Annotated in this window: 20 protein-coding genes; 13 read left to right on the plus strand and 7 right to left on the minus strand. The window is 64.8% G+C overall.

Annotated features, from left to right (window positions below):
* Positions 1 to 11: 11 nt before the first annotated feature.
* Positions 12 to 1,955, minus strand: coding sequence for an acetate--CoA ligase (gene acs / locus NR101_RS14150; RefSeq protein WP_256776318.1), 1,944 nt, complete (start codon positions 1,953 to 1,955; stop codon positions 12 to 14).
* Positions 1,956 to 2,392: 437 nt separating this feature from the next.
* On the opposite strand from acs, the gene NR101_RS14155 reads away from it, so the two are divergent.
* The 3 genes from NR101_RS14155 to NR101_RS14165 all read left to right on the plus strand — a co-directional run bounded on the left by NR101_RS14155 (position 2,393) and on the right by NR101_RS14165 (position 7,321).
* A complete protein-coding gene (locus NR101_RS14155; RefSeq protein ID WP_256776317.1) occupies positions 2,393 to 3,820 on the plus strand; it encodes a DcaP family trimeric outer membrane transporter in 1,428 nt (475 codons plus the stop codon).
* A gap of 99 nt (positions 3,821 to 3,919) precedes the next feature.
* The gene (locus NR101_RS14160; protein ID WP_256776316.1) at positions 3,920 to 5,575 is read left to right on the plus strand and encodes an MFS transporter; all 1,656 of its coding nucleotides are present in this window, start codon (positions 3,920 to 3,922) and stop codon (positions 5,573 to 5,575) included.
* A gap of 330 nt (positions 5,576 to 5,905) precedes the next feature.
* Positions 5,906 to 7,321, plus strand: a complete 1,416-nt coding sequence (locus NR101_RS14165) for a coniferyl aldehyde dehydrogenase (RefSeq protein ID WP_256776314.1) — start codon at positions 5,906 to 5,908, stop codon at positions 7,319 to 7,321.
* Between the two features lie 94 nt (positions 7,322 to 7,415).
* On the opposite strand, the gene NR101_RS14170 is transcribed toward NR101_RS14165, so the two are convergent.
* From NR101_RS14170 to hsdR, 5 genes are all read right to left on the minus strand, one after another.
* Positions 7,416 to 9,224: a DUF262 domain-containing protein gene (locus tag NR101_RS14170; RefSeq protein WP_256776313.1), complete on the minus strand. Its 1,809-nt coding sequence runs from the start codon at positions 9,222 to 9,224 to the stop codon at positions 7,416 to 7,418.
* A 27-nt stretch (positions 9,225 to 9,251) separates the two neighbouring features.
* The gene (locus NR101_RS14175) at positions 9,252 to 10,622 is read right to left on the minus strand and encodes a restriction endonuclease subunit S (RefSeq protein WP_256776348.1); all 1,371 of its coding nucleotides are present in this window, start codon (positions 10,620 to 10,622) and stop codon (positions 9,252 to 9,254) included.
* Entirely contained in the window at positions 10,597 to 12,135 is a 1,539-nt protein-coding gene (locus NR101_RS14180; protein WP_256776312.1) for an N-6 DNA methylase, read from the minus strand. Before NR101_RS14180 ends, NR101_RS14175 begins: the two co-directional genes overlap by 26 nt.
* Positions 12,132 to 13,316, minus strand: coding sequence for a Fic family protein (locus NR101_RS14185; RefSeq protein ID WP_256776311.1), 1,185 nt, complete (start codon positions 13,314 to 13,316; stop codon positions 12,132 to 12,134). Before NR101_RS14185 ends, NR101_RS14180 begins: the two co-directional genes overlap by 4 nt.
* Positions 13,317 to 13,406: 90 nt before the next feature.
* Positions 13,407 to 16,880, minus strand: coding sequence for a type I restriction-modification system endonuclease (hsdR, locus tag NR101_RS14190; RefSeq protein WP_256776309.1), 3,474 nt, complete (start codon positions 16,878 to 16,880; stop codon positions 13,407 to 13,409).
* A 199-nt stretch (positions 16,881 to 17,079) separates the two neighbouring features.
* Between hsdR and xth the strand changes: the two genes are divergently transcribed.
* Entirely contained in the window at positions 17,080 to 17,847 is a 768-nt protein-coding gene (gene xth / locus NR101_RS14195) for an exodeoxyribonuclease III (protein WP_256776308.1), read from the plus strand.
* A 55-nt stretch (positions 17,848 to 17,902) separates the two neighbouring features.
* On the opposite strand, the gene NR101_RS14200 is transcribed toward xth, so the two are convergent.
* Positions 17,903 to 18,154, minus strand: coding sequence for a GlsB/YeaQ/YmgE family stress response membrane protein (locus NR101_RS14200; RefSeq protein WP_256776306.1), 252 nt, complete (start codon positions 18,152 to 18,154; stop codon positions 17,903 to 17,905).
* Between the two features lie 90 nt (positions 18,155 to 18,244).
* Here NR101_RS14200 and NR101_RS14205 point away from each other — a divergent pair, with 90 nt between their 5' ends.
* The 9 genes from NR101_RS14205 (at position 18,245) to NR101_RS14245 (ending at position 24,898) form a co-directional block, all read left to right on the plus strand.
* On the plus strand, positions 18,245 to 18,844 hold the full coding sequence (locus NR101_RS14205) for a 4'-phosphopantetheinyl transferase superfamily protein (protein WP_256776305.1): 600 nt from the start codon (positions 18,245 to 18,247) through the stop codon (positions 18,842 to 18,844).
* A gap of 206 nt (positions 18,845 to 19,050) precedes the next feature.
* On the plus strand, positions 19,051 to 19,689 hold the full coding sequence (rsmG, locus tag NR101_RS14210) for a 16S rRNA (guanine(527)-N(7))-methyltransferase RsmG (protein WP_256776304.1): 639 nt from the start codon (positions 19,051 to 19,053) through the stop codon (positions 19,687 to 19,689).
* Between the two features lie 210 nt (positions 19,690 to 19,899).
* Positions 19,900 to 20,697 carry a ParA family protein gene (locus tag NR101_RS14215; protein ID WP_256776303.1) on the plus strand — a complete coding sequence of 266 codons (798 nt, stop codon included), beginning with the start codon at positions 19,900 to 19,902 and terminating at the stop codon, positions 20,695 to 20,697.
* Positions 20,697 to 21,620: a ParB/RepB/Spo0J family partition protein gene (locus NR101_RS14220; RefSeq protein WP_256776302.1), complete on the plus strand. Its 924-nt coding sequence runs from the start codon at positions 20,697 to 20,699 to the stop codon at positions 21,618 to 21,620. The genes NR101_RS14215 and NR101_RS14220 overlap by 1 nt, the downstream gene beginning before the upstream one ends.
* Before the next feature lie 35 nt (positions 21,621 to 21,655).
* Positions 21,656 to 21,964, plus strand: coding sequence for a helix-hairpin-helix domain-containing protein (locus NR101_RS14225; protein WP_256776301.1), 309 nt, complete (start codon positions 21,656 to 21,658; stop codon positions 21,962 to 21,964).
* Positions 21,965 to 22,005: 41 nt separating this feature from the next.
* On the plus strand, positions 22,006 to 22,731 hold the full coding sequence (locus NR101_RS14230) for a suppressor of fused domain protein (RefSeq protein ID WP_256776300.1): 726 nt from the start codon (positions 22,006 to 22,008) through the stop codon (positions 22,729 to 22,731).
* Positions 22,732 to 22,781: 50 nt separating this feature from the next.
* Positions 22,782 to 23,747 carry an NAD-dependent epimerase/dehydratase family protein gene (locus NR101_RS14235; protein ID WP_256776299.1) on the plus strand — a complete coding sequence of 322 codons (966 nt, stop codon included), beginning with the start codon at positions 22,782 to 22,784 and terminating at the stop codon, positions 23,745 to 23,747.
* Between the two features lie 87 nt (positions 23,748 to 23,834).
* On the plus strand, positions 23,835 to 24,557 hold the full coding sequence (locus NR101_RS14240) for a glycosyltransferase family 2 protein (protein WP_256776298.1): 723 nt from the start codon (positions 23,835 to 23,837) through the stop codon (positions 24,555 to 24,557).
* Complete coding sequence (locus NR101_RS14245) at positions 24,557 to 24,898, plus strand: lipid-A-disaccharide synthase N-terminal domain-containing protein (RefSeq protein ID WP_256776297.1); 342 nt, start codon at positions 24,557 to 24,559, stop codon at positions 24,896 to 24,898. Before NR101_RS14240 ends, NR101_RS14245 begins: the two co-directional genes overlap by 1 nt.
* Positions 24,899 to 25,006 lie beyond the last annotated feature (108 nt).

The raw sequence follows: 25,006 nt of genomic DNA on the forward strand, positions 1-25,006 counted from the left end.
GTGCCGCGGAACTACCTCACCTTGCGTTCTTCCACCAGCGAGGCCACGACCGACGGATCGGCCAGGGTCGAGGTGTCGCCAAGCTGGTCCGGTGCGTTCTCGGCGATCTTGCGCAGAATGCGGCGCATGATCTTGCCCGAACGCGTCTTGGGCAGGCCCGGCGCCCACTGCAGGTGGTCGGGCGCGGCGATGGGACCGATCTCCTTGCGTACCCAGGCGATCAGTTCCTTGTGCAGTTCATCGCTGGGCGTCTCGTCGGCGATCAGGGTCACATAGGCGTAGATGCCCTGGCCCTTGATGTCGTGCGGGAAGCCGACCACGGCCGCTTCGGCCACCTTCGGATGCGACACCAGCGCGCTTTCCACCTCGGCGGTGCCGATACGGTGGCCGGACACGTTGATCACATCATCCACGCGGCCGGTGATCCAGTAGTAGCCGTCCTCGTCGCGACGGCAGCCATCGCCGGTGAAATAGCTGCCCGGGTAGGTGCGGAAGTAGGTGTCGATGAAACGCTGGTGGTCGCCGTAGACGCTGCGCATCTGGCCCGGCCACGAATCACGGATGATCAAGTTGCCCTCGGTGGGGCCGTCCTGGATCTCGCCCTCGGCATTGACCAGCGCCGGCTGCACGCCGAAGAAGGGCAGCGTGGCCGAGCCCGGCTTGAGGTCGACCGCACCGGGCAGCGGCGAAATCAGGATGCCGCCGGTCTCGGTCTGCCACCAGGTATCCACGATCGGGCAGCGGCTGTCGCCGACGACCTCGTAGTACCAGCGCCAGGCCTCGGGATTGATCGGCTCACCGACGCTGCCGAGCAGGCGCAGCGAAGCGCGCGACGTACGCTTGACCGGTGCATCGCCCTCGCGCATCAACGCGCGGATGGCGGTCGGGGCGGTGTAGAAGATGCTCACCTTGTGCTTGTCGATCACCTCCCAGAACCGCGAGGTGGTCGGGAAGTTGGGCACGCCTTCGAACATCAGCGAGGTTGCGCCGTTGGCCAGCGGACCGTACACGATGTAGCTGTGGCCGGTGACCCAGCCGACGTCGGCGGTGCACCAGTAGATGTCATCCTCACGCAGGTCGAACACCGCTTCATGGGTGTAGGCGGCGTACAGCAGATAGCCGCCGGTGGTATGCAGCACGCCCTTGGGCTTGCCGGTGGAACCGGAGGTGTAGAGGATGAACAGCGGGTCCTCGGCGTTCATCCGTTCCGGCTCGCACTGCGCCGGCTGCGGATCGACCACGTCGTGGAACCAACGGTCGCGCGGGGCCTGCATGTCCACCGCGCCGCCGGTGTGGCGCACCACCAGCACGGTTTCCACGGTGGTGGTGCCCGGCAACTTCAGCGCGGCGTCGACGTTGGCCTTGAGCGGGATCCGACGGCCGCCACGCAGGCCTTCGTCGGCGGTGATGATCAGCTTGCTGGCGCAGTCGATCACCCGGTCGGCGATCGAGTTGGGCGCGAAGCCGCCGAACACCACCGAGTGCACCGCGCCGATGCGCGCGCAGGCGAGCATGGCCACGGCCGCATCGACGATCATCGGCAGGTAGATGGTGACCCGGTCGCCCTTCTTGACGCCCAGGTTGCGCAGCGCATTGCCGAGCCGGCACACGCGCTCATACAGTTCGCGATAGGTGACGCCCTGCGCAGGTGCATCGGGGCTGTCCGGTTCGAACAGCAGGGCGACCTTGTCGCCACGCTGATCGAGCTGGCGGTCCAGGCAGTTGACGCTGGCGTTGAGCTCGCCATCTTCGAACCACCGGATGCGGAAATCGTCGAGATCGTAGCTGACGTTCTTGATCGTGGTCGGTTTCTTGAACCACTGCAGGCGCTCGGCGGCCTTGCCCCAGAACGCATCGGGGTTTTCCAACGACTCCCGATAGAGCTGTTCGTAAGTGTTCTTGTCAATGCGCGCCTTGGCGGAAAAATCCGCCTTGACGGGGTAAAGATCAGCCATGGCACCCTCACTTGCAACAGGACTTGGGTTGTGCGGTCGCAACATAAGGTGCGACCTCTCCCCCTCAGTTTGCCGCATCCACCCTGCTTCGCGGTGGCTGGGTGGTTAGACCATGGTCGAACGCGGCAGGAACGCCGGGAACGGGTCAGGTTGGAGCGTGCGGTGTGGGCAGCAGGCGGCTGTCGGTGGGTGCCGGGTGCGTTTGGGCCCGTGGCAACGGGGCGTGGCGCTATCTGTGAGGAGTAGCGTACCGACCAACGGTCGGTACCTACCCAGGTGCCTGTGGCACCTGCCGTCCGCCGTTGGCGTCCGGGTCGTGCCCGCCCGGCGGGCGAGTACGACTAATGGCCAATAGCCGTTGCGGGCGGGGCGGCCCCACTGTCGGCTGGACCGTGCACAGCGCGGCGTTCGCATTGCCACCCGGGAGAGAGGGCAACATGAGCCACCGTTTATTGAAGACGACACGCCGGCCGTTGGCGGCCGCCCTGTTCGTCGCATTGATCGCACCAGGCGTCGCATTCGCCGATACCGCCAAAGAGAAGGCGCTGGAAGCACGCATCGCCGAACTGGAGCGCCAGGTGCAGATGCTGGTCAACACCAGCCAGCAGCAACAGAGCCAGATCAGCCAGACCCAGACCGAGGTCACCGCGGTGAAGACCGTGCAGGCCCAGCAGCCGCTGGCCGCGCAGGTGCCCGCCGGCAAGCAGCCGATCCAGGTCACCACCATCACCCCGGGCGCGGCGCCGGGCACCACGGTCAAGATCGGTGGCTTCATCAAGGCCGACTTCCTGGCCACCCAGACCAGCGACGGCCAGCTTGCCGACGATGCCACCGGGCGCGCGCTGTACCTGCCCGGTCAGACCCCGGTCGCCGGTGCCGGCGGCAGCGGCAAGCGCTCGGACGTGGACTACAACGCCCACGCCAAGTTCTCGCGCTTCAACCTGGGCATCGACAACGTCAGTGACGCCGGCAACAAGGCCGGTGCATTCTTCGAAATGGACTTCTTCGGCAATTCACTGGGCAACCAGACCGCCACCAACACCTATGGCGTCACCCTGCGGCATGCCTACATGTACTGGAACAACTGGCTGGCCGGCCAGACCTGGTCCAACTTCATGGATGCGGCCTCGCTGCCGGAAGCGGCCGATTTCGTCGGTCCCACCGATGGCGTGCTGTTCGTGCGCCAGGCGCAGATCCGCTACACCCAGGGCGGTTTCAGCGTCGCGCTGGAAAACCCGGAAACCACCGTGCTCACCGGCACCCGCAACCCGATTACCGGCGCGTGGACCAACGTGGCCAGCAACTCCGATCGCGGCGCCCTGCCGGATCTGACCCTGCGCTATGGCTGGAAGGGCGACTGGGGCACCTTTGGCGTGGGCGCGGTCGTGCGCCAGCTCAAGGTGGACAACCAGACCACCAATGCCGATGCGGACAAGATCGGCGGCGGCCTGACCCTGGGCGGCAAGTGGGTGATGGGCAGCACCGACACCCTGCATTACCAGATCAGTGGCGGCGAGGGCATCGCCCGTTACGTCGGCCTTGGCGTCACCGCCGATACCGCCTACGACATCGCCCGCGACGAACTCAACCCGACCGGCGTGCTGGCCGGCTACGTCGGCTGGCGCCACGCCTTCACCCCCAAACTGCGTACCAACCTGATCTACGCGCGCAGCGACTACGACAACGATGGCAGCCTTGGCCCGCTGGTCACCAAGAGCGTGCAGAGCATCCGCGGCAACATCTTCTACACGCCGATGCCCAAGGTCGATATCGGCGCGGAATACATGTACGGCGTGCGTGAGATCGAGGACGGTCGCAAGGGCGATATCAACCGCCTGCAGTTCACCACCAAATACAGTTTTTGAATGCGTGCCGGCCCACGGTCGGCACTCCAAAACTAGAAACCACCTGACCAACACTGCGATTGCCGACCTACGGTCGGCACTACCGAGGGGAAGCATCCCATGTCATCCACACCCGTACCCGCAAAACCGCAACTTACCCAGGGACACAAGAAGGTCATCTTCGCGTCCAGCCTGGGCACTGTCTTCGAGTGGTACGACTTCTTCCTGTACGGCTCGCTGGCGGCGATCATCGCCAAGCAGTTCTTCAGCGGCGTCAACGAAACCACGGGCATGATCTTCGCCCTGCTGGCCTTCGCCGCCGGCTTCTTCGTGCGTCCGTTCGGCGCGGCGTTCTTCGGCAGCCTCGGCGACCGCATCGGCCGCAAGTACACCTTCCTGGTCACCATCCTGATCATGGGCATCTCGACCTTCCTGGTCGGCGTGCTGCCCAACTATGCGTCGATCGGCTTCGCCGCCCCGGTGATCCTGATCATCCTGCGCCTGGCCCAGGGCCTGGCGATGGGCGGTGAGTATGGTGGCGCGGCCACGTATGTCGCCGAGCATGCGCCGGCCGACAAGCGTGGCCTGTACACCAGCTTCATCCAGTGCACCGCGACGCTGGGCCTGTTCATGTCGCTGCTGATCATCCTGGCCTGCCGCTACTTCCTCGGCAACGAGGCCTTCGAAGCCTGGGGCTGGCGCATCCCGTTCCTGGTCTCCATCGTGCTGCTGGGCGTGTCGGTGTGGATCCGCCTGCAGTTGAGCGAATCGCCGCTGTTCCAGCAGATGAAGGCCGAAGGCAAGGGCTCCAAGACCCCGTTCCGTGACAGCCTCAAGGACGGCAATCTCAAGCTGATGCTGCTGGTGCTGCTGGGTGCCGCCGCTGGCCAGGCCGTGGTCTGGTACGGCGGTCAGTTCTACGCGCTGTTCTTCCTGAGCAGCATGCTCAAGGTCGATGCCACCACCTCCTACCTGCTGATCGCCGGTGCGCTCGCGCTGGGCGTGCCGTTCTTCATCTTCTTCGGCTGGCTGTCCGATCGCATCGGCCGCAAGAAGATCATCCTGGCCGGCTGCCTGTTGGCCGCCATCACCTACATCCCGATCTTCAAGGGCCTGACCCACTTCGCCAACCCGGCCATCGAAGAAGCGCGCACCAATTCGCCGGCCCTGGTCGTGGCCGATCCGAACACCTGCTCGTTCCAGTTCGATCCGGTCGGCATGCGCAAGTTCACCAGCTCCTGCGACGTGGCCACCGCGGCACTGACCAAGGCCGGCGTGCCGTATGAGGTCAAGCCGGCCGCCGCCGGTACCCTGGCGATCGTCAACGTGGGCAGCGCCAGCGTCGCCTCCTACGAGTCGGCCGGGCTGACCAAGGAGGACGGCAAGGCCAAGGCCGATGCGTTCGGTGCCGAGTTGAAGACCGCGCTGGCCGCCGCCGGCTATCCGGCCAAGGCCGACAACGCGCGCATCAACATCCCCGGCACGATCTTCATGCTGTGGCTGCTGGTGCTGTACGTGACCATGGTCTACGGCCCGATCGCCGCCTATCTGGTCGAGCTGTTCCCGACCCGCATCCGCTACACCTCGATGTCGCTGCCGTACCACATCGGCAACGGCTGGTTCGGTGGCTTCCTGCCGGCGATCTCCTTCGCGCTGGTGGCCGGCACCGGCAACCTCTACTACGGCCTGTGGTACCCGATCATCATCGCGTTGATGACGGTCGTGGTCGGTGGCTTGTTCCTGAAGGAAACCCGCGGGGTGGACATCACCAAATAGCGGTGAGCCGCACAGAATGAAGACGGGGCCGCGATGCAGATCGCGGCCCCTTCTCGTTCCCGGTAGTGCCGGCCGCTGGCCGGCAACCACGCACACCCATCCGAAGGCGACCACCGCCGGCCGCTGGCCGGCAACCACGCATACCCTTCCGAAGGCGACGTACTGCCGGCCGCTGGCCGGCTCTCCATGCGCTTTCGGAGGCGCATGTGAGGCTGCCGGCCAGCGGCCGGCACTACCCTTGCGCTTTCGGAGGCGCATGTGAGGCTGCCGGCCAGCGGCCGGCACTACCCCGTGACACGCGCTCACGCAGCGTCTCGCTATAGTCGCCCCATGAGCGATGCCCACACCGATCCCACCGCACTGCCGGCGATCCTGCAGACCCTGCGTAGCGCCTGGCAGGCCAACCGCCCCTCGCTGGACCAGCGCCGCGACGACCTGCAGCGACTGCGCGCCGCGTTGAAGGCGCAGTTGCCGCAGATGGCCGAGGCCATCTCGGCCGACTTCGGCCACCGCTCCCCCCACGAATCGCTGATCGCCGACGGCATGACCGTGCTGGGCGAGATCGATCACCTGCTCAAGCACCTGCGGCGCTGGGCGCGCCCGCGTCGGGTCGCCGTGGGGGTACGGTTCTGGCCGGCGCGCGCGCAGACCCGCGCGGTGCCGTTGGGCGTGGTCGGGGTGATCTCGCCGTGGAACTACCCGGTCAACCTGGCCCTGATACCGCTGGCCACCGCGATCGCCGCGGGCAACCACGTCATCCTCAAGCCCTCCGAACATACCCCGCGCACCAGCGCGTTCCTGCAGGCCCTGCTGGCCGAGGTGTTCCCCGCCGACCGTGTGGCGGTGGTGCAGGGCGACGGCGCGCTGGCCGGTGCGCTGGCCGGCTCACGCCTGGACCATCTGGTATTCACCGGCTCCACCGCGATCGGGCGCAAGGTCATGGCCGCCGCCGCGCCGCACCTCACCCCGTTGACCCTGGAGCTGGGCGGCAAATCGCCGGCGATCGTCTGCAGCGACTATCCGCTGGACAAGGCCGCCGCGCGCCTGGCCACCGGCAAGTGGTTCAACGCGGGCCAGACCTGCATCGCACCGGATTACGTGCTGATCGATGGCGCCCGCCAACGCGAGCTGGTGCAGCAGCTGCAGACCCAGGTGCGCGCGCGGTACGGCGATTTCAGTGATGCGTCGGACTACACCCGGATCATCCATGAAGGCCAGTACCAGCGGCTGCGTGGCTACCTCGACCAGGCCCGCGAACGCGGCGTGCCGGTGATCGAACTGGCCACTGTCGATCCCGAACGCGCCGCGCGCGAACGCCTGATCGTGCCGACCATCGTGCTCGACCCGCCTGCCGACCTGGACCTGATGCAGGAGGAGATCTTCGGCCCGATCCTGCCGGTGTGCGCCTATCCGGACCTGGACGCGGCGCTGGCCGAGGTGCAGGGCCGCGACCGGCCGCTGGCGCTGTACGTCTTCAGCCACCAACGCGCCACCGTCGAGCGCGTGCTCGGCCAGGTGGTGGCCGGTGGCATCACCGTCAACGACACCCTGCTGCATTTCGCCATCAACGACCTGCCGTTCGGTGGCGTCGGCCCGAGCGGCATGGGCGCGTATCACGGCCGCGCCGGCTTCGACGGGCTCAGCAAGCAGCTGCCGATCCTGTGGCAGTCGCGCTGGGCCGCCAGCGACCTGCTCAAGCCGCCGTATTCGAAGATCGCCGGGATGTTGAAGGCGCTGGTGCGCTGAGGGCCGCCGATGATCGGTCGGCGGCCACGCGGCTGCGGTAGGTACCGACCGTTGGTCGGTACGCTGTAACACTGAGGCAACGAGAAATCCGTAGTCAGCCGTCGGCGGTGGCCACGCTCGCTGCCTGCTTGCCCATCGCACTTTCAATCAGCCGCAGCAGGGCCTGCTGGCGTTGATCCCAGAACGAATCGAAATCATCAGCACGCAGTGCAGCGACGGGAATCCGGTGACTCGCGAGCAGCGTATCCATTCCGGCGGTATCAAGCTGCACCTGCTTATGCGCCTGCAACGCCGACAGGTAGGCGGACGGGGCCGATCCGCCGATCATACGATTAGCCTTGTAGGAGATCGGTGTCTTGTTGATGATCGAATCATAGCGGCGGCGTGGGATGTCCTGCTTCTCGCACCAGTCCCGCGGGAAAATATGATGGATATCCAGTGCGATTTCGTCCGCTTCCAGATCGCGGATACGACCCTTCCAGTACAGGTCCTGGGCGCCTTCGCGCAGCACCAGGACGTTGATGCCTTTGTAGGCTGCGCTCAATCGTGAGGCAAGCGAACCCAGACGATCGATCTGGAACGCGGCGTCAGAGATGGTCCGAGGTTGCGTGCCGTCCTCGTCGATCCAGCCGAGCAATTCTTCCACGTCATTGGCCATGCGCGTCTCGACCGCACCGCCGTACAGCTCGCCGAGCACACCACACCAATACCATTGTGCCAGCTTCTGGTGGGTCTTCGGCTCGCGCCAACGTTCGTCGGCACCGATCAATGCCAGCACCGCGGCGAGCGGCGCCAACTGCGTGCGATAAGGCAGGTCGCGGGGCGAGGTGAAACACTCGTGTCGCAGAAACTTCGCTGCGCGGATGAAGCCCTGTTCCGCGCGGTCGGCCCAGTGCTGATACGCCTCCAGCGGCAGCTCCAGCACCGAGGCGCGCTTGGCGCTCACGGGTGCAACCTGCTTGCCGCTCTTTCCAGCATCTAGATCGGCGCGGCGCTTCTCGAGTGTGTGGAGCATGGTCACGGCCTGCAGGAAGTCCGTATTTTCCACGTTCTTCAGCAACGGCTCTTTCGCCAACCGCTTGTGGCGTGATACGACTTGGCGCTGTGGACTGCCGTACCAGTCATCGCGCAGGTTGTAACCGTCAGCTGCATAGGTGGCGGTGACCAGTTCGAACACGGACAGCGGCACGCCGCCAGTGTTTACTTTCTCGAATACCAGGCACACGGCCTCCTTGCTGGTCTCCTTCTTCAGCACGATCAGCGGGATCTGGTACTCGTTGTAAGCATCCAGCACCTGCTTCTTGAACTCGAAGAACTGCGGTACCGCAGCAGCGTTGTGCTGGTAGAGGTCCTGCAGCCATCCCATGCCTTCCAGGATCTCCGAGCACGGGAAGAATTCCTGCTGGCACTCCAGTTCACGCGTGGAGAGATCCAGTTCCAGCTTGCGACCAAAATCACTGCGCCGCTGACGGCTGCCATCGGTGGCGATGATCGCGTCGTCCAGCCGATCCGGACCGGCCAGCGCGGTGGGGATGTGGATGTAGTAATGGCGGTCGACCGGCTTGCCCTTGTCGGTGGTGGTCTTGACCGGGCCGGAGAGTTTGAGCACCTGGGTCAGCGTGGTCAGGCGTTGCTGCCCGTCGAGGATGAGCTTCTCGGGCGACGATAGACCTTCGAGCGGTACGTTCTCCACCGGTCGCACCTGGAAGCGCACCGCCCCGCCGGTCTCCAGCAGCATCACTGCTCCAACGGGGAACGAACGGCCCAAGCTGACCAGCAGGCTGCGGACGTGCTCATCATCCCAGACCCAGCCACGCTGGAAGTCCGGCAGCTGGATCTTGCCGTCGACGATGTCCTTGAGTAGGTCTTTGAGCGGCAGCTTGGTGCTGTCGAAGGTGGTCATCCGGTGCGTCCTTTCGGTGGTCGTTGATCAGTTGGATGCGGCCTTGCGGCCACGCTTGGGTTTGGGGACAGCGGCACGCTGGGCGCGGATGCGCTCCAGCAGCACGCTGGCCGGCTCGTCGCTTGGATCCTGCGGGACCAGCTCGCCGCGGAAGGCTTTGGCGAGCAGGCTTTGGGTCAGCGCATCGATGCGCTCTTTGGCGGTGGCCACCTTGGCTTCCAAATGGTCGGCGACCGCGAAGAGCTGTTCAACGCGGAGAACAACCTCATTTTGGACTTCGATTGGTGGAACCGTAAATATGAAATTTCTGCATTGGGAGAGCGATATGTTCACTTGACCGGCTGATCCCTTGGTCTGATGTGAGACGTCACGAATATTGGTCCCTTCGAGTAAGGAAAGATGGATCCAACCCGAGGTTATGAGTCGGCCAGGGCGAAAAAGAGTGATTGCTTGATTGATGTTCCATTCCGGGTGGTCGGAAGTGACAACGGCAATTTTTCCCAATGGCGGACCAACAATATTCATCAAGACGTCACCAGGCCGAGTGATCGACTTCCGGCAAGACCCGTGGTGAACGTCATCCGCGATATGTTGTGGCCTGTAGTCAAAATTAATAACTCCGTTAACGATGTTATAAACCTTGAGAAACGGAACTCCACTCTCGGTGAAACCTTCCTTGGGCGTACCGCCGCTTTGTACTTTGTCGCAAACATCTTCGGCACGGAGACGCAACCACGTTGACCCGTCTTGGACGTCCTGAGATGTGGTAATCAGTTTTCCTGCAAGCGCATCATGAACCAGTGCTCGGCGGAGCCGCTTGAGCAGTGCAGGTATAGCATCGATACGGGCCTTGAGGGTATCAATCTGCGCCAGCAGGGTATTCAGCTCGCGCGCGATGCGCTTCTGCTCCTGCTCCGGGGGTAACAGAACACGAAATCTCTCAACGAACGCGCGTGGCACGCGACGAAGGCCGACTGCCCCGGTCATGCTCTCTTCACCCCCTTGAAGAAAAGGGGCGCTCCTAATGACGGCGAGTAGATATTCTGCCGAGATGCCAGCGTCAAGTGGGCGAAGAACATAGAACTCTGAGCTCCCTGCACCTGCACCATTTGGCAAGCCGGAAACTAGCGCAGCCTTGCCGTTTTCAAAACATGGCGTCACCTTTGCAAAGATGACGTCACCATTCTCAAAGTGCGTATAGGCCTTCTTGACCACATGCCATGGCCGTATTTCGTAACGTACAGCGTTGCGGAAAGTCGTAGGTGCATGGGACATGGGTACGAAACCCACCTCAATGCTGTCCTCCCAGTCAGACTTTGGTCCCATTGCGCATATTTCGGAAAGCGTAGTTCCCGCCCACCCCGCAGGCAGCTTACTCACTACCGACCTCGTCGTTATCAATTTCCAGCCCCATTACCTCAGCCAGCAGTCGCTTTTGCTCCAAGGCTTCATCACCTGCTCCTAGCGCCATCATCAGAGCATTCAACTCACGCAGTGCTTCGCTAAGCTCAGCCATGGCCTCTGCAGCCAGTACCTCTGACGCGGGTAAGTTGCTGGGACCCTCACTTTCTGAGTCCTTCAGCCAGCTGATGTCCAGTGAATCGCCGCGCTCGGTGATCTGCTTACGGGTAAAGCAGCGGAGTCGCCCCTCTTCGCCTTCATCCACTCGCGGACTGCGCCCATTGACATCCGCTCCATAGGCATCTTCGAAAGGCTTGAGGTGCGCCGGTCCAAACGGCGTACGCTTACCAAAGCTGGGCATGTTGCTGCGCAGGTCATACACCCATGTCGCCTTGGTGCAACCTGTCTCCTGTCGCGGGTTCTCTGCCGTGCCCTTCTGGAAGAAAAGCACATTGGTTTTGACCCCCTGCGCGTAGAAGATGCCTGTGGGCAGACGCAGCAGCGTATGCAGATTGCACTTGTCCATCAGGTCGCGACGGATCTCGGTGCCTATGCCGGCTTCAAACAGCACGTTGTCCGGCAGTACCACTGCGGCACGACCACCAGGCTTGAGGCCGCGGTAGATATGTTGCAGGAATGCCAGTTGCTTGTTGCTGGTTCGATAGGTCAGATCATCACGCGTAGGCCCGCCACCGCCTTTGGCGGTGCCAAACGGCGGATTCGACAGGATGATGTCAACCTTCGGCAACGCTGCTCCAGGGTTGCCCAGGCTGTTGCCCAGCTGCACGACGCCTGCACCTTCGCCGTCGATGCCGTGCAGCAGGCAGTTCATCAGCGCCAGCCGGCGCGTGCCGGGGACGAGTTCCATGCCGACATAGGCCTTGCGGCGTTGGAAGCGGCGTGCCTTGTCATCCAACGTATACAGATCATCGGTATGTGCCTTGATGTAGGCATCGGCCGCGATGAGGAAGCCCGCCGTGCCTGCCGCCGGGTCCTGGATGGTCTCGCCCGGCTGCGGCTTCAGGCAGCGGATGATGGAATCGATCAGCGCACGCGGGGTGAAGTACTGGCCAGCCCCCGACTTGGTTTCGTTCGCGTTCTTCTGCAACAGGCCTTCATACAGATCGCCCAAGCCGTCCTCGCGGGCGCTGAACCAGTCCAGCCCGTCCAGCGCCTTCACCAGCGTTTCCAGATGGCGCGGCTCCTTCAGCCGGGTCTGTGCATCGGCGTAGATGGCTGCGATCATCGGATCGCTGCTCTTGCCCAGATCCAGCAGCATCTGCCGGTAGTGGTTGAGCAGGTTGAGTCCGGATTTACTGTTGATGTCCGGCCACCGGCAGCCCTTCGGCAGCTTGTGCTCGAAGGCCTCGTTGTTTTGTACCTGCTCGTACTCCATTTTGACGAACAGTAGCAACACCAGCTCGGTCACATAGTCGCTGTAGTTGATGCCGTCGTCGCGCAGGACGTCGCAGAGGTTCCAGAGTTTCTGGACGATATCGTTGTGGTTCATGAGGTGCTGTCTTCCATCGGTGTAGCGCGAACCGGCAGCGGGAGGTCACAGGCCGGCGTATTGATTGTGTAGCGGGTGCTGCGACCGCCGCCGGGGAGACGGCGCAGGCAACCTTTTTCAAGAAGATCGGCCAAGTGGCGGGTGGCTGTCGCCTTGGAGACCTTGGCGGTGGCCTGGTACTGGCCGGCGCTGATGCCCTGCGCGAAGCCGCGTTCACCGCCATCGAGCAGGCGATTGAGCACTTTGATTTGCTCGGCCGAAAGCGCGTGATCGCGGTGGACCTGCCAGAAGCGCGCCTTCGCCAGCACCCGGTCGATGCGGTGCAGGGCCTGCAACAGACTGTCGTGCAAGGTATGCAGGAACCACTGCAGCCAGGCGGTGACATCCAGGTCCCCGCGTTGGCTGGCCTCCAAGCTGCGGTAGTAGCCGGTGCGATCGGCCAGGATGCTGGCCGACAGCGCGTGGAAGCGGATTGCTTGCGGCTGTGCCTGGGCCAGTGCCAAATCTGTCAGGGCGCGTGTCAGGCGGCCATTGCCGTCGTCGAACGGATGCAGGGTGACAAACCAGAAGTGCGCCAGACCGGCGCGGAGCAAGGGGTCCAGCGCGGTGTCTTCGCGCGAGCTGGCAAACCAGGCAAGAAAGGCGTCAAGTTGGCTTTCCAGCCCTTCGCGCGGCGGTGCCTCGAAATGGACGGTGGGGCGGTCGATGCGGCCGGAAACGACCTGCATGGGCTCATCCCCGCGCAACGCGCCGATGCGGATGCGCGTAGGCAGCAGCGCGTCCTGGGCGGCGAACAGCCAGTGGTGCCACTGCAACAGGCGCGTCAGGTCCAGCACTGCATCCGCATGGCCACTGGCATCAAGCATCAACTCGGCCAGACCTTCGCTGCGCAGCGAAGGGTGGCGCGGATTCGCCTCGGCCAGACCCAGGTGCCGGGCCAGAGAGGAGCGCACCGAACCGACGTCCAGCCGCTCGCCCTCGATGGCCGAGGAGGTGACAATATTGGAGAGGAGGGTGTCCAGGGCTTCTTCGGCCTGGACATCACCAGCCACTGCGCCAACCATGCCAACCAGTTGGCCATAGGCCTGCTGGCAGTCGCGCAGCAGCGGGGCAAGCGCCTCACGCTGCCAGCGGAAGCTGGGCCAGTCGGGCTGTTGCCAAATCCAGACGGGGGCGGTCATAGGCTACCTGTGGGTGTTGAGCCGATTATTTGGATTATTCGGCTCACATATTGAGCCGATTATCCCCGTTATTCGGCTCATGCGCCAGTATCAGCTGGCTTGGCTCCACACCCGCTCGCCCAGATCGCCCAGAATCTGGTCCAGACGCCCGCCGAGCATGCGATCCAGTTGCGGCGCACCGCCGTCACCGCCGAAGACCCGTTGGACGGCATCGCGGTCCATGACGACTTCATGCACCAACTGTTGAGCAAGCCGTTTCAGCCAGCGCCGCTGCACCGGCGTCCACGCCTGCTGGGCGTAAATGGCCTGCATGGCGTTGTCCACGCGCCGATCAAACGGCACCAGTGCTTCGCCCAAGGCTGCGCGGCGGATGTGGCCGATGATGCTGGCGGCGATCTCCTGCTGGGTGCTTTCCCGCCAGGCGCCATGCAGGTTCGCCTCGCTGTAGCCATGTTGATCCAGCAGCAGGCGAACCTCGCGAAGGTGGGCGCGGGTGAGGTCACGGGGACGGTTGACCATGACGCTCAGTGCAGCGGATTGGTTGATCTGGTGTCGGATGAAGTCGTTGAAGCTGTCCAGGTAGTCGGCCGGCGCCTCATTGACGCCGTAGCTCTGTTCCCGCTTCAGGAATTCGTCCGAGTGCTCCGAGAGGATGGGATAACGATCCGATCCAAGCAGCTGGCCTACTTCCGCCAGCTGTTGTACCAGCAGCGGGTGTTGCTGGAGAAATTCGGCAGCGCCTCGCGCGCCGAGAGAATGCAGGTGGGTATGCAGTTTCGCCGGTGGCACGCCCCATGCCGATTCAAGTGCATCCAGTTTGCTGCGCACATCCCGCCGTTGCCCGGCCCTATGCTCAGCCTTGCGTAGAACACGCATGATGCGCTGGCCAAGCTGGTCAAGAGTGTCGTCGGCGTGGCTGCCACCGCTGCCCCCCGGCGCCTGGAAGCTGCGCTCCTGGCCGAGCTCTTCGATCAGTTGTTCCACACTGATGTTGGGATCCTTCACCAGTGGCTTCATGGTGTCGACCTCTTCGAGCGCAGCGTAAAGATCCACTGGGTCGAAAATATGGAACACCGTTTTGCCAATCTCGTCGCAGCGGCGTGTGGCACGGCCTTTCATCTGCTCGTAGAGGATGCGCGAGCGGACCCGCCGCATGAACACCAGGTTGCTGATGGGGGGAACGTCGATACCGGTGCTCAGCAGATCGACCGTGATCGCAATGTTGGGATGGCGCTCGTTCTTGTAGCGCCGGATCAGCTGGTCGACCTTGTCGGTGCGTCCGGTGATGATCGCCACACTCGTTTGATTGTACTGATTGCCATGAACGTCCTTGAACGCATCGTCCAGAAGGTTCTTGACACGCTCGGCATGGGTCTGGCTTACGCAGAAAATCAACGTCTTTGCCTCATCCTCGGGGTCCAGGTCGATGGCCAGCTGTTCGCAGATGACACGGTCGAACGCCGGTGTGATGACGCGGCGATTGAAGGACTCGATGTTGAAATCAAGCTCGTCCTCCAGTTCTGCGGTGTCGATCTCGCCGGTCTGCGCATTGACCACGCTGACCTGCTCGCCGCGATCAAAATGGATGCCGCTGCGACTGAGCAGCGTTTCGTAGCGGATGGGCGGCTCGTGGTCGATCAGCCAGTCGTCGGCGACTGCCTCGCGGTAGCTGTAGGTGTAAACCGGTTTGCCGAAGATCTCGGTGGTGTGTTTGGCCGGGGTGGCCGTCAGGCCGATGCGGCATGCATCGAAGTAGTCCAGTACGCGGCGGTACTGCGACAGGTACTGGGTATGGTCGCGTACGACCAGTTCCCCCTCGGTCATCTCCTGGTCCAGCGTGTAGCCCCGGTGGGCCTCGTCCACCACGATGCAGTCGAAGGCATCGATAGGCGGCGGCGAGTCGGATTGGAAAATGCGGCGGACCATGGCTTGCACCGTCGCCACCTGTACGCGGGTTTCGTCCGCGGTGCGGGTATCGTCCAGGCCGTCCAGGTTGTAGATCTGCGCCAAGGTCTGGTTCTGCTCCAGCGTCATCTCACCCATGGCTTCGCTGGCCTGGGTACCCAGCGCCGAGCGATCTACCAGAAACAGGATGCGACGGAAACGTTCGGTCTTCAGCAGCCGGTAGATCAGACCGATCATGGTGCGGGTCTTGCCGGTACCGGTGGCCATGGCCAACAGGCAGTTGCGGTGCCCCGCTGCCAGCGCATCCTCGACGGCGTGGATGGCGTGCTGCTGGTAGTCACGCAACCGCAGGTAGCTCATCCCTTCCTGCTCCAGCTCAGCCTCGGCCGCGGCCCGGTCACGGGTGAGCAGGTCACTGATGCCGTCAGGGGTATGGAACCGCTGGAGTGGCCGGCGCAGATTGGATGATGCGCGCAGATCCCGGAACCAGATCCCGGACTGTTCGGCGAGTTGCCTGACGAAAGGGCGGCCGTTGCAGGCAAAGGCCAGTGGAACGCGGAACGTGCCACCTTCACCATCTTCCCAGCCTGCGTGCCGACCGGCAGCTTCCCAAGCATCAACCACGCCTTCCGTCGTGTGCAGATCGCGCGCGTATCGCTCGGCCTGCGGGATACGGTCGGCAATATTGATGCGCTTGCGTTTGGCCTCCACGATCGCGACGGGTGTGAGTCCTATGAACAGCACGTAGTCCGCATTGGCGCGCGGTACTGAAGTGGGCCATTCGGCGATGGCGATGTTGCGGCCCTTTTCCGGGCGGATGCCCTTGGCGTAGGTCAAGTCGAGCGAGTCTGCGTCCCAGCCCGCGTCGCGCAGCTGCTGGTCGATCAGGATGCGGGTGAGGTCTTCACTGAGGTCGAATGCGGTGCTCGCCCGTTGCGTGGTCACTGCCACCTGTTGGGAGAGCTGATCACTGGCCTGCGCCGACTGCTGAAGCTGGGCAATGCGTCCCTCGAAGTCGCTGCGCAGGCGCTGCAGCTCGTGTTCGCGCTCCCCGACCAACGCGGCCTGCTCACGGGCTTCAACATCCATCGCCTCGGCAAGCTGTGCATTGAGCCGGGCTTCCTGCTCCTTGAGCGCCACGAGTGCCTGGCTCTGATCGTGCTGTTGCCGTGCGGAATCCAGTTCAGCCTTGAGCCGGTTGACCTCGGCCTGCACCTCACGCAGGGGCGTGGCAGGATCCTTGGGGGCGATGAATGGCCCGGATTTGAACTCCGCAGCATGGCGACCGAATGCACGGTGGTACCAGATGGCCAGATCACGGGCGACCCTCAAACCATCCATGGCCTCGCGGTACTGGGTGGTAAAGCCATGGGTCGCCCTGTTTCCCTCGACCCGGAGAACGCGGAACAACTCCTGGACCCGTTGATCCAGACCAAGCTCCCTGGCCAGCTGAGCGAGCAGGCCAACTTGCGTAGTCATCGGGTCATGCTTGATTCCCGCGCGCCCTGCAAGATCCTGAGCCAGGGCTTCCCCCAACTGCCGGAGTTTGATCAGCGTGGTATTGGGGTCGCTGGCAAAAACCTGCTCGGCCATCGACGCCAGCTTGAAAAAGACCGGATCGTGCTCCTGCAGGAAAGAGAAGTTGCTGTCGACAGTCACATGCGTGTCCATACAGGGCGCCCGGCGGCAAATGGAATCCTTGAAAGCAATAGTAGCTGACAGTAGTGCCGCGTTCATTTTCCAGGCGGAGCGTTGTCCCAAGATGAGTTCAGCTGTTGGATCCCCGGGTTGCCAGCCAGCGGCCGGCATTGCCGCGCCCACCGGCCAACGGCCGGCACTACCCGGTAGAATGGCGCCCATGAAAATCGCCTCCTGGAACGTCAATTCGCTCAACGTGCGCCTGCCGCACCTGGAACAGTGGCTCACCGCGTTCGCGCCGGACGTGGTCGGCATCCAGGAAACCAAGATGGAGGACCACAAGTTCCCCGACGCGGTCCTGGCCGGGCTGGGTTACCGCAGCGTGTTTGCCGGGCAGAAGACCTACAACGGGGTCGCGCTGCTCTCGCGCGAACCGGCGCAGGATGTGCAGATCGGCATTCCCGGCTTTGAGGACGAGCAGAAGCGCGCCATCGCCGGCACCGTCAACGGCGTGCGCATCATCAATCTGTACGTGGTCAACGGTCAGGATGTGGGCACCGACAAGTACGAATACAAACTGCGCTGGCTGGACGCGGTGCACGCCTGGGTGGCTGCCGAACTGCAGCAGTACCCCGAGTTGGTGGTGATGGGCGATTTCAACATCGCCCCGGACGCGCGCGACGTGAACGACCCGCTGGTGTGGAACGAAAACCACATCCTCACCTCCACCGCCGAGCGCGGCGCACTCAACAAGCTACTGCAGCTCGGCCTGCATGACGCGTTCCGACTGCACAGCGAGGAAGAAGGGGTGTTCAGCTGGTGGGATTACCGCGCCGCCGGTTTCCGCCGCAACCTGGGCCTGCGCATCGACCTGACGTTGGTCTCCGACGCGCTCAAGACGCGCGCCATCGCCTCGGGCATCGACCGCGAGCCCCGCACCTGGGACCGTCCCAGCGACCACGCCCCGGCCTGGGTGCAGCTGGGCTGACAGAAACGACAAGGCCCGGCGATGCCGGGCCTTGTCTGGATCCATCGCGCGTTGGTCAGCGGATGCTTTTGCGCGTGAACAGATTGACCAGGGCGAGCAGGATCACCGCACCAATCAGCGAGAACAGGAACGTACGGATCGTGATCGCTTCGTTGATGCCACCGCCGAACAGGAAACCGGCGATGAGCGCGCCGACGATGCCGACCACGATGTTGAGGATGATGCCCTGCTGTGCGTCGCGTCGCATGATGATGCTGGCAAGCCAGCCCACGATGCCACCAACGATCAACCAGATGATGATGCCCATAGTCTTGACTCCCAGGTTGTGTGAACGACCGGGCCAGTTGACGTCAGCCGCCGTGAAATCACCGTGCAGCCGTCCTCACCGGGTGCAGGCATGAGGGTGGCTACCGCCCTTGGCGGCCCGTGGCGGTTCGGTCCGGTCACGGTCTGGTGCCTGCCGCACGTCAACGGTACGCGCGGCGAGCCGCAGGCTCGGGTGTTGCTGGCCGACCAGCTCGGCGCCGACCCGCAGACCCTGCCACTGCAGCGCGACCTGCGTGGCCGCCCGGAGCTGCACGACGCGTTCTCGCACCTGGGCACCGGCTGGAGCCATAGCCATGGCCTGCTGCTGGTTGCGCTGGGCGAGGGCGTCCGCCTGGGCGTGGACCTGGAACCACTGCGGCCGCGGCCGCGCATGCGCGAGATCATCGAACGCTTCTTCCACCCGGCCGAAATCGACTGGCTGCTCGGCCTGGACGAACCCACCCGCAACCCGTGGTTCTTCCGGGTGTGGTGCGCCAAGGAAGCCATCCTCAAGGCGCAGGGGCAGGGCATCTCCTTCGGCCTGCACCGCCTGCAGCTGGCCCCCACACCTGACGGCGCCCTGCACCTGGCCTGGTGCGACCCCGAGCTGGGCGACGCCGGCCGCTGGCACCTGCACGAATGGCAGGCCGCCGCCGACTTCCGCGCCGCGTTGGCCTGGCACGCGGTCTGAGCTGAGCCGGGGTTGCGGCGGTTGGCTGGGGAAGGCGCCGATCATTGCCGCGCTGCGCGCGGCCAGCCGAGCATGGCTCGGCTCTACGTATGGCCTGGCGGGCAGGGCTCGGCGCCACCCGCGGACCGACGCATACCCGTCCTCCGTGGCGGAATCCGTGTGCCGCCCTTGCCCTTGCCCCGCTGTCGACCTGCGATAATCGCCCCATGACCGAACACACCCTCCCGGCCGGCGTGGCCGAAGCGCTCGAGCGTGGCCTGGCCGCGATGGACCTGGACGCCGCCCTGGCGCCGCCGCTGCTCACCTACCTCACCCTGCTCGACCGCTGGAACCGCACCTACAACCTCACCGCCATCCGCGACCCGCTGGAGATGGTCACCCGCCACCTGCTCGACTCGCTGGCCATGCAGCCCTACCTGGAGGCCGGCACCCTGGCCGACCTCGGTACCGGCCCCGGCCTGCCCGGCATCCCGCTGGCCATCGCCCGCCCGCAGCTGCAGGTCACCCTGGTCGAAAGCAATGGCAAGAAAGCCCGCTTCATGCGCGAAGCCGTCCGCCAGCTCGGCCTGGGCAACGCCCGCGTGGCCGAATCGCGCGCAGAGGCACTCGCCGAGCCGGGCGCCTACGACCACCTCACCGCGCGCGCCATGGACACCTTGGCCGGCATCATCGACGTCGGCGGCCATCTGCTGCGCCCCGGCGGCCGCCTGCTGGCCATGAAGGGCGTCTACCCGCACGACGAAATCGCCCAGCTGCCGGCCGGCTGGCAGGTCGAACAAGTGCTGCCCCTGCATGTCCCCGGCCTCACAGGTGAGCGCCATCTGGTCGTGGTGGCCGGTCCCTGAGCACATCGGCGTGCGCCCGTCGTCGTGACCGGCGCGCGTTCCCATAAGCGCCGCAGCGCCCGCCGTTGCTGCCGCTGCGGTGTCCACCGGGCGCATCCGGGGCCGCCGCGCGAGGTCGTGGGCGCCCACCGGCGCGCATCTCACAGTGCATGACACGCCCCATATACGCATAATGACCAGTCCCACTCCCTGCCGATGAGGCTCACCCGCATGGCCCGCATCATCGCCATCGCCAACCAGAAAGGTGGCGTCGGCAAGACCACGACCGCTGTCAATCTGGCCGCCTCCCTGGCTGCTGCACCCAGGCGCGTGCTCCTTGTCGACCTGGATTCGCAGGGCAACGCGACCATGGGCAGTGGCGTGGACAAGCGTGAAGTGGCCGCGTCCACCTGCGACCTGCTGCTCGGCGAAGCCACCGCGGTCGAAGTCCGGGTCACCACCCCGGAGGGTTTCGACCTGCTGCCGGGCAACATCGACCTGACCGCCGCCGAGATCCAGCTGATGGACCAGGGCGAACGGGAGCAGCGCCTCAAGCGCGCCTTGGCCCCGATCCGCGACGAATACGACTTCATCCTCATCGACTGCCCGCCGGCGCTGTCGCTGCTGACCCTCAATGCGTTGGCCGCCGCCGATTCGGTGATCGTGCCGATGCAGTGCGAGTACTACGCGCTGGAAGGCCTGAGCGCGCTGGTGGAAACCATCGAAGCGCTGCGCGCCAACCTCAATCCCAGCCTGGAGATCGAGGGCGTGCTGCGCACCATGTTCGATGTGCGCAACAACCTGGCCAATGCGGTCTCGGCCGAATTGACCGACCACTTCGGCGACCGCGTGTTCCGCACCATCGTGCCGCGCAACGTCCGCCTGGCCGAAGCGCCCAGCCATGGGCAGAGCATCGTCGGTTACGACCGCGCCTCGCGCGGTGGCGTCGCCTACCTCGGCCTGGCCGGGGAAATCATCCGCCGCCACCAACAACGCAATAAGGCCGACAAGGCCCTGGAGACCGCCTGATGAGCACCAAGCCCGCCCTCGGCAAGAAACGCGGCCTCGGCCGCGGCCTCGATGCGCTGCTGGGGCCCAAGGGCGCGGTGACTCAGGTGCAGGCCGCGGCGGTGATCGAACCGCTGCCCGGTGAAGTGCTGCGCAAGCTGCCGGTCGGCCAGCTGCAGCCGGGCAAGTACCAGCCGCGCCGCGACATGGATGAGACCAAGCTCGCCGAGCTGGCCGAATCGATCAAGGCGCAGGGCGTGATCCAGCCGATCCTGGTCCGCCAGCTTGGCCCGGACAGCTTCGAGATCGTCGCCGGCGAACGGCGCTGGCGCGCCTCGCAGCTGGCCGGCCTGGACGACGTGCCGGTGGTGGTGCGCGAGCTGGAAGACCGCACCGTCATCGCGATGGCGCTGATCGAGAACATCCAGCGCGAAGACCTCAACCCGCTTGAAGAAGCCGAGGCGCTGCAGCGCCTGATCAGCGAATTCGCACTCACCCACGCCGAGGCCGCCCAGGCCGTCGGCCGCTCGCGCGCGGCGGTGTCCAACCTGCTGCGCCTGCTCGAGCTGCCGATCGCCATCCGCCTGCTGCTGGAAACCCGCCGGCTGGAAATGGGTCATGCCCGCGCGCTGCTGACGCTGGCGCCGGAATTGGCCAGCAAGCTGGCCCAGGAAGCGGCCGACCAGGGCTGGTCGGTACGCGAAGTGGAACACCGCGCGCAGCAGTTCGCCGCCGGCAAGGTGCCGGGCGCGATGCGCAAGAAGCCGACCGCCAGCGCCCCGCAGGCTGACATCGCCTCGCTGGAGACCGAGCTGTCCGAATCGCTGGGTGCGCGCGTGGCCATCAACCACGGCCGCGGCGGCAAGGGCAAGCTGATCATCCATTACACCGACCTGGACACGCTGGATGGCGTGCTCGAACGACTCCGCGTACAGAAGGGCTGAGTCCCCCGCCTGCGCAAGAGGATCACCCCACCGTAATGAACCCCACCAAGGTCGACCGCAACCATCTGTTGCGTCTGACCGACCTGCCGAATGTCGGGCCGGCCTGTGAGAAAGATCTGCGTCTGATCGGCATCCGCGTGCCCGCGCACCTGCGCGGCCGCGATGCCTATGACATGTATGCGCAACTGTGCCTGCGCACCGGCGTTATGCACGATCCCTGCGTGATCGACGTGTTCCTGTCGGTCCTGCGCTTCATGCAGGGCGAGGCGCCGCGCCCCTGGTGGGATTTCAGCAAGGAACGCAAGGCCACGCTGGCCAGGGATGCCCCGCTCACCTTGTGGTGAGCCAGCACCTGGGCCACGGTGGTCATCACCAGGAGCCACTGATGAGCAATGAACACGACGAACTGAGCCCGGGCGGCAGCCCGATCCTGCTGCACACGCAGGAGAAAGACTTCGCGCCGGCCCACGGCGAGGAATGCATCGAGCAGATCAGCGCGCATATCGAGCAGCACCTGGGGCCGATCTCGGGCGTCTTCCACGAGATCATTTCCGATGCGGTGCACATCGACGTACACGTGGTCCCGGCCACCGACGCGTTCCCGCACCTGCGGCTGGTGACGTCGGGCATGAGCGACCTGCCGATGACCCTGCCCGAGGGCGTGGAGGCACCGCAGCACATGGAGCTGATGGTCACCCTGCCGGCCGACTGGCCGATCCAGCACGCCGATTTCGAGGACGAGCGGTACTACTGGCCGATCCGCCTGCTCAAGGGCCTGGCGCGGCTGCCGCACAAGTTCGATACCTGGCTGGGCTTTGGCCACACCGTGCCCAACGGCCATCCGGCCGAGCCCTATGCGCCGGGCGTGGGCTTCGACGGCGCGATCGTGCTGCCGCCGGTGAGCGCTCCGGAAGACTTCGGCCACCTGGTGATCGATGCACACAAGACCATCGTCTTCATGACGCTGGTCCCGCTGTATCCGGAAGAGATGGCGCTGAAGTTGAAGAAGGGCAGCGATGCACTGCTGGACCGTTTCGACGCCAAGGGCATCAAGGATCTCATCGACCCGGCGCGCGTCAACGTGGCCAGGAAGCGCTTCGGGTTGTTCTGAGCCCGGCGCATCGGCGATATCCTGTCCACAGCAATTTCCAGGACCCTGCCATGACCGTTCTTGTCACCGGCGCCGCCGGCTTCATCGGCGCCAACACCCTGCGTGCCCTGCTGGATGCCGGTGAAACGGTGGTCGGGCTGGACAACTACAACGACTACTACGACCCGCAGATCAAGCGCGACCGCGTGGCCGCGCTGTGCCCGGATGCCGATATCCGCGTGCTCGACCTCACCGACCGGGACGGCCTGGCCGCGCTGTTCGATGAGGTCAAGCCGACCCGCGTGATCCACCTGGCCGCGCAGGCCGGCGTGCGCTATTCGCTGGAAAATCCGTACGCCTACGTCGACAGCAACCTGGTCGGCTTCGTCAACATGCTCGAGCTGTGCCGGCATCGCGGCGTGGCGCACCTGGTGTATGCCTCCAGCAGCTCGGTCTACGGCGACTCGGCCACGCCGCCGTTCTCCGAAGACCAGCGCATCGACAAGCCACGTTCGCTGTATGCCGCCACCAAGGCAGCCAACGAACTGATGGCCTACACCTACGCGCAGTTGTATGGCCTGCATGCCACCGGCCTGCGCTTCTTCACCGTGTACGGTCCGTGGGGCCGTCCGGACATGGCGCCGCTGCTGTTTTCGCGCGCAGTGCTGGCCGGACGCCCCATCGATGTGTTCAACGACGGAAGAATGCAGCGCGATTTCACACATGTTTCCGACATCGTGGCCGGTATCCTCGGCGCGCTGGCGCATCCGTCCGGCGAGGACGTGCCGCACCGTGTATTCAACCTCGGCAACCACACGCCGATCGAGCTGGAGCATTTCATCGGGATCATCGAGGCGGCCGCAGGACGCCCGGCGCACAAGGTCTACAAGCCGATGCAGCCCGGCGACATGGTCCGCACCATGGCCGACACCCGTCGCGCCCATGACGCATTCGGCTATGAACCGGCCACGCCGATCGAGCAGGGCCTGCCGCCCGTGGTGGCCTGGTGCCGCGACTATTTCGGCGATCACGCCTGACACACATCTCCCAATTCATCTTCGGATAACCTCGGGAGCGGAAAATGCGCGCTCTTTTTCGATCCCGGCCCTTCGCAGAGCCCGACCATGAGCCAACCCCAGTTGTCGGTCGTCGTCCCGGTCTTCAATGAACGCGACAACGTCACCCCCCTGATCGAGGAGATCACCGCCGCCCTGCGCGGACGGATCGACTTCGAGATCGTCTACATCGACGACCATTCGCGCGATGACACCCTGGCCGTGCTGCAGGGGCTCAAGGCCGCCAACCCGGGATTGCGGGTGCTGCACCACATCAACCAGAGCGGGCAGAGCACCGCCGTGCGCACCGGGGTGAAGCATGCACGCGCGCCGTGGATCGCCACCTTGGACGGCGACGGGCAGAACGATCCGGCCGACATCCCCAAGCTGCTGGCCGCACGTGCGGCCGCCGCCCCGGAGGTCAAGCTGTTCGCCGGTTGGCGGGTCAACCGCCAGGACTCGGGCAGCAAGCGCTGGGCCAGCAAGTGGGCCAACGCGATCCGCGCGCGCATGCTGCGCGATGACACCCCCGACACCGGCTGCGGCATCAAGCTGTTCGAACGCGCCGCGTTCCTGGACCTGCCGTACTTCGACCACATGCACCGCTACCTGCCCGCGCTGATGCAGCGTGCCGGCTGGAAGACCGTCAGCGTGCCGGTCAACCACCGCCACCGCACCGCCGGGGTGTCCAAGTACAACAACCTGGGCCGGGCGCTGGTCGGCATCCGCGACCTGCGTGGGGTGGCCTGGCTGATCACGCGCAGCAAGCGCACCGCCGTGGAAGAACGCTGATGGAGCTGCACTGGCTCGACCAACCGTTGACCTGGCTGTACTGGACCGGCCTGCACGTGACCGGCTGGAAGCTGATCGGCTATACCGGCGCGCTGATGTTCGGCGGCCGCTGGCTGGTGCAGTTCGTGGCCTCCAAACGCGCCGGCAAGCCGGTGATCCCGCGCCTGTTCTGGTACATGAGCGTGGTCGGTAGCCTGATGACCCTGAGCTACTTCCTGTTCTCGGCCAAGCAGGACTCGGTGGGTGTATTGCAGAACCTGTTCCCGGCGTTCACCGCGCTGTACAGCCTGAAGCTGGATATCGCCCACCGTGGGTGGAAGCGGGACAAGGCGGCGCATTAGGGCGGGGCGACGGAACGCGTTCCGTCAATGCCACCCCAGGTTCATGGGGCCCGGCAGGACCTTTGAACCATGCGCAGGGCCGCCGCCGGGTGCCATCATCGGGGTTTG

The organism is Stenotrophomonas sp. Ste86 (assembly GCF_024519465.1).
GTDB lineage: Bacteria > Pseudomonadota > Gammaproteobacteria > Xanthomonadales > Xanthomonadaceae > Stenotrophomonas.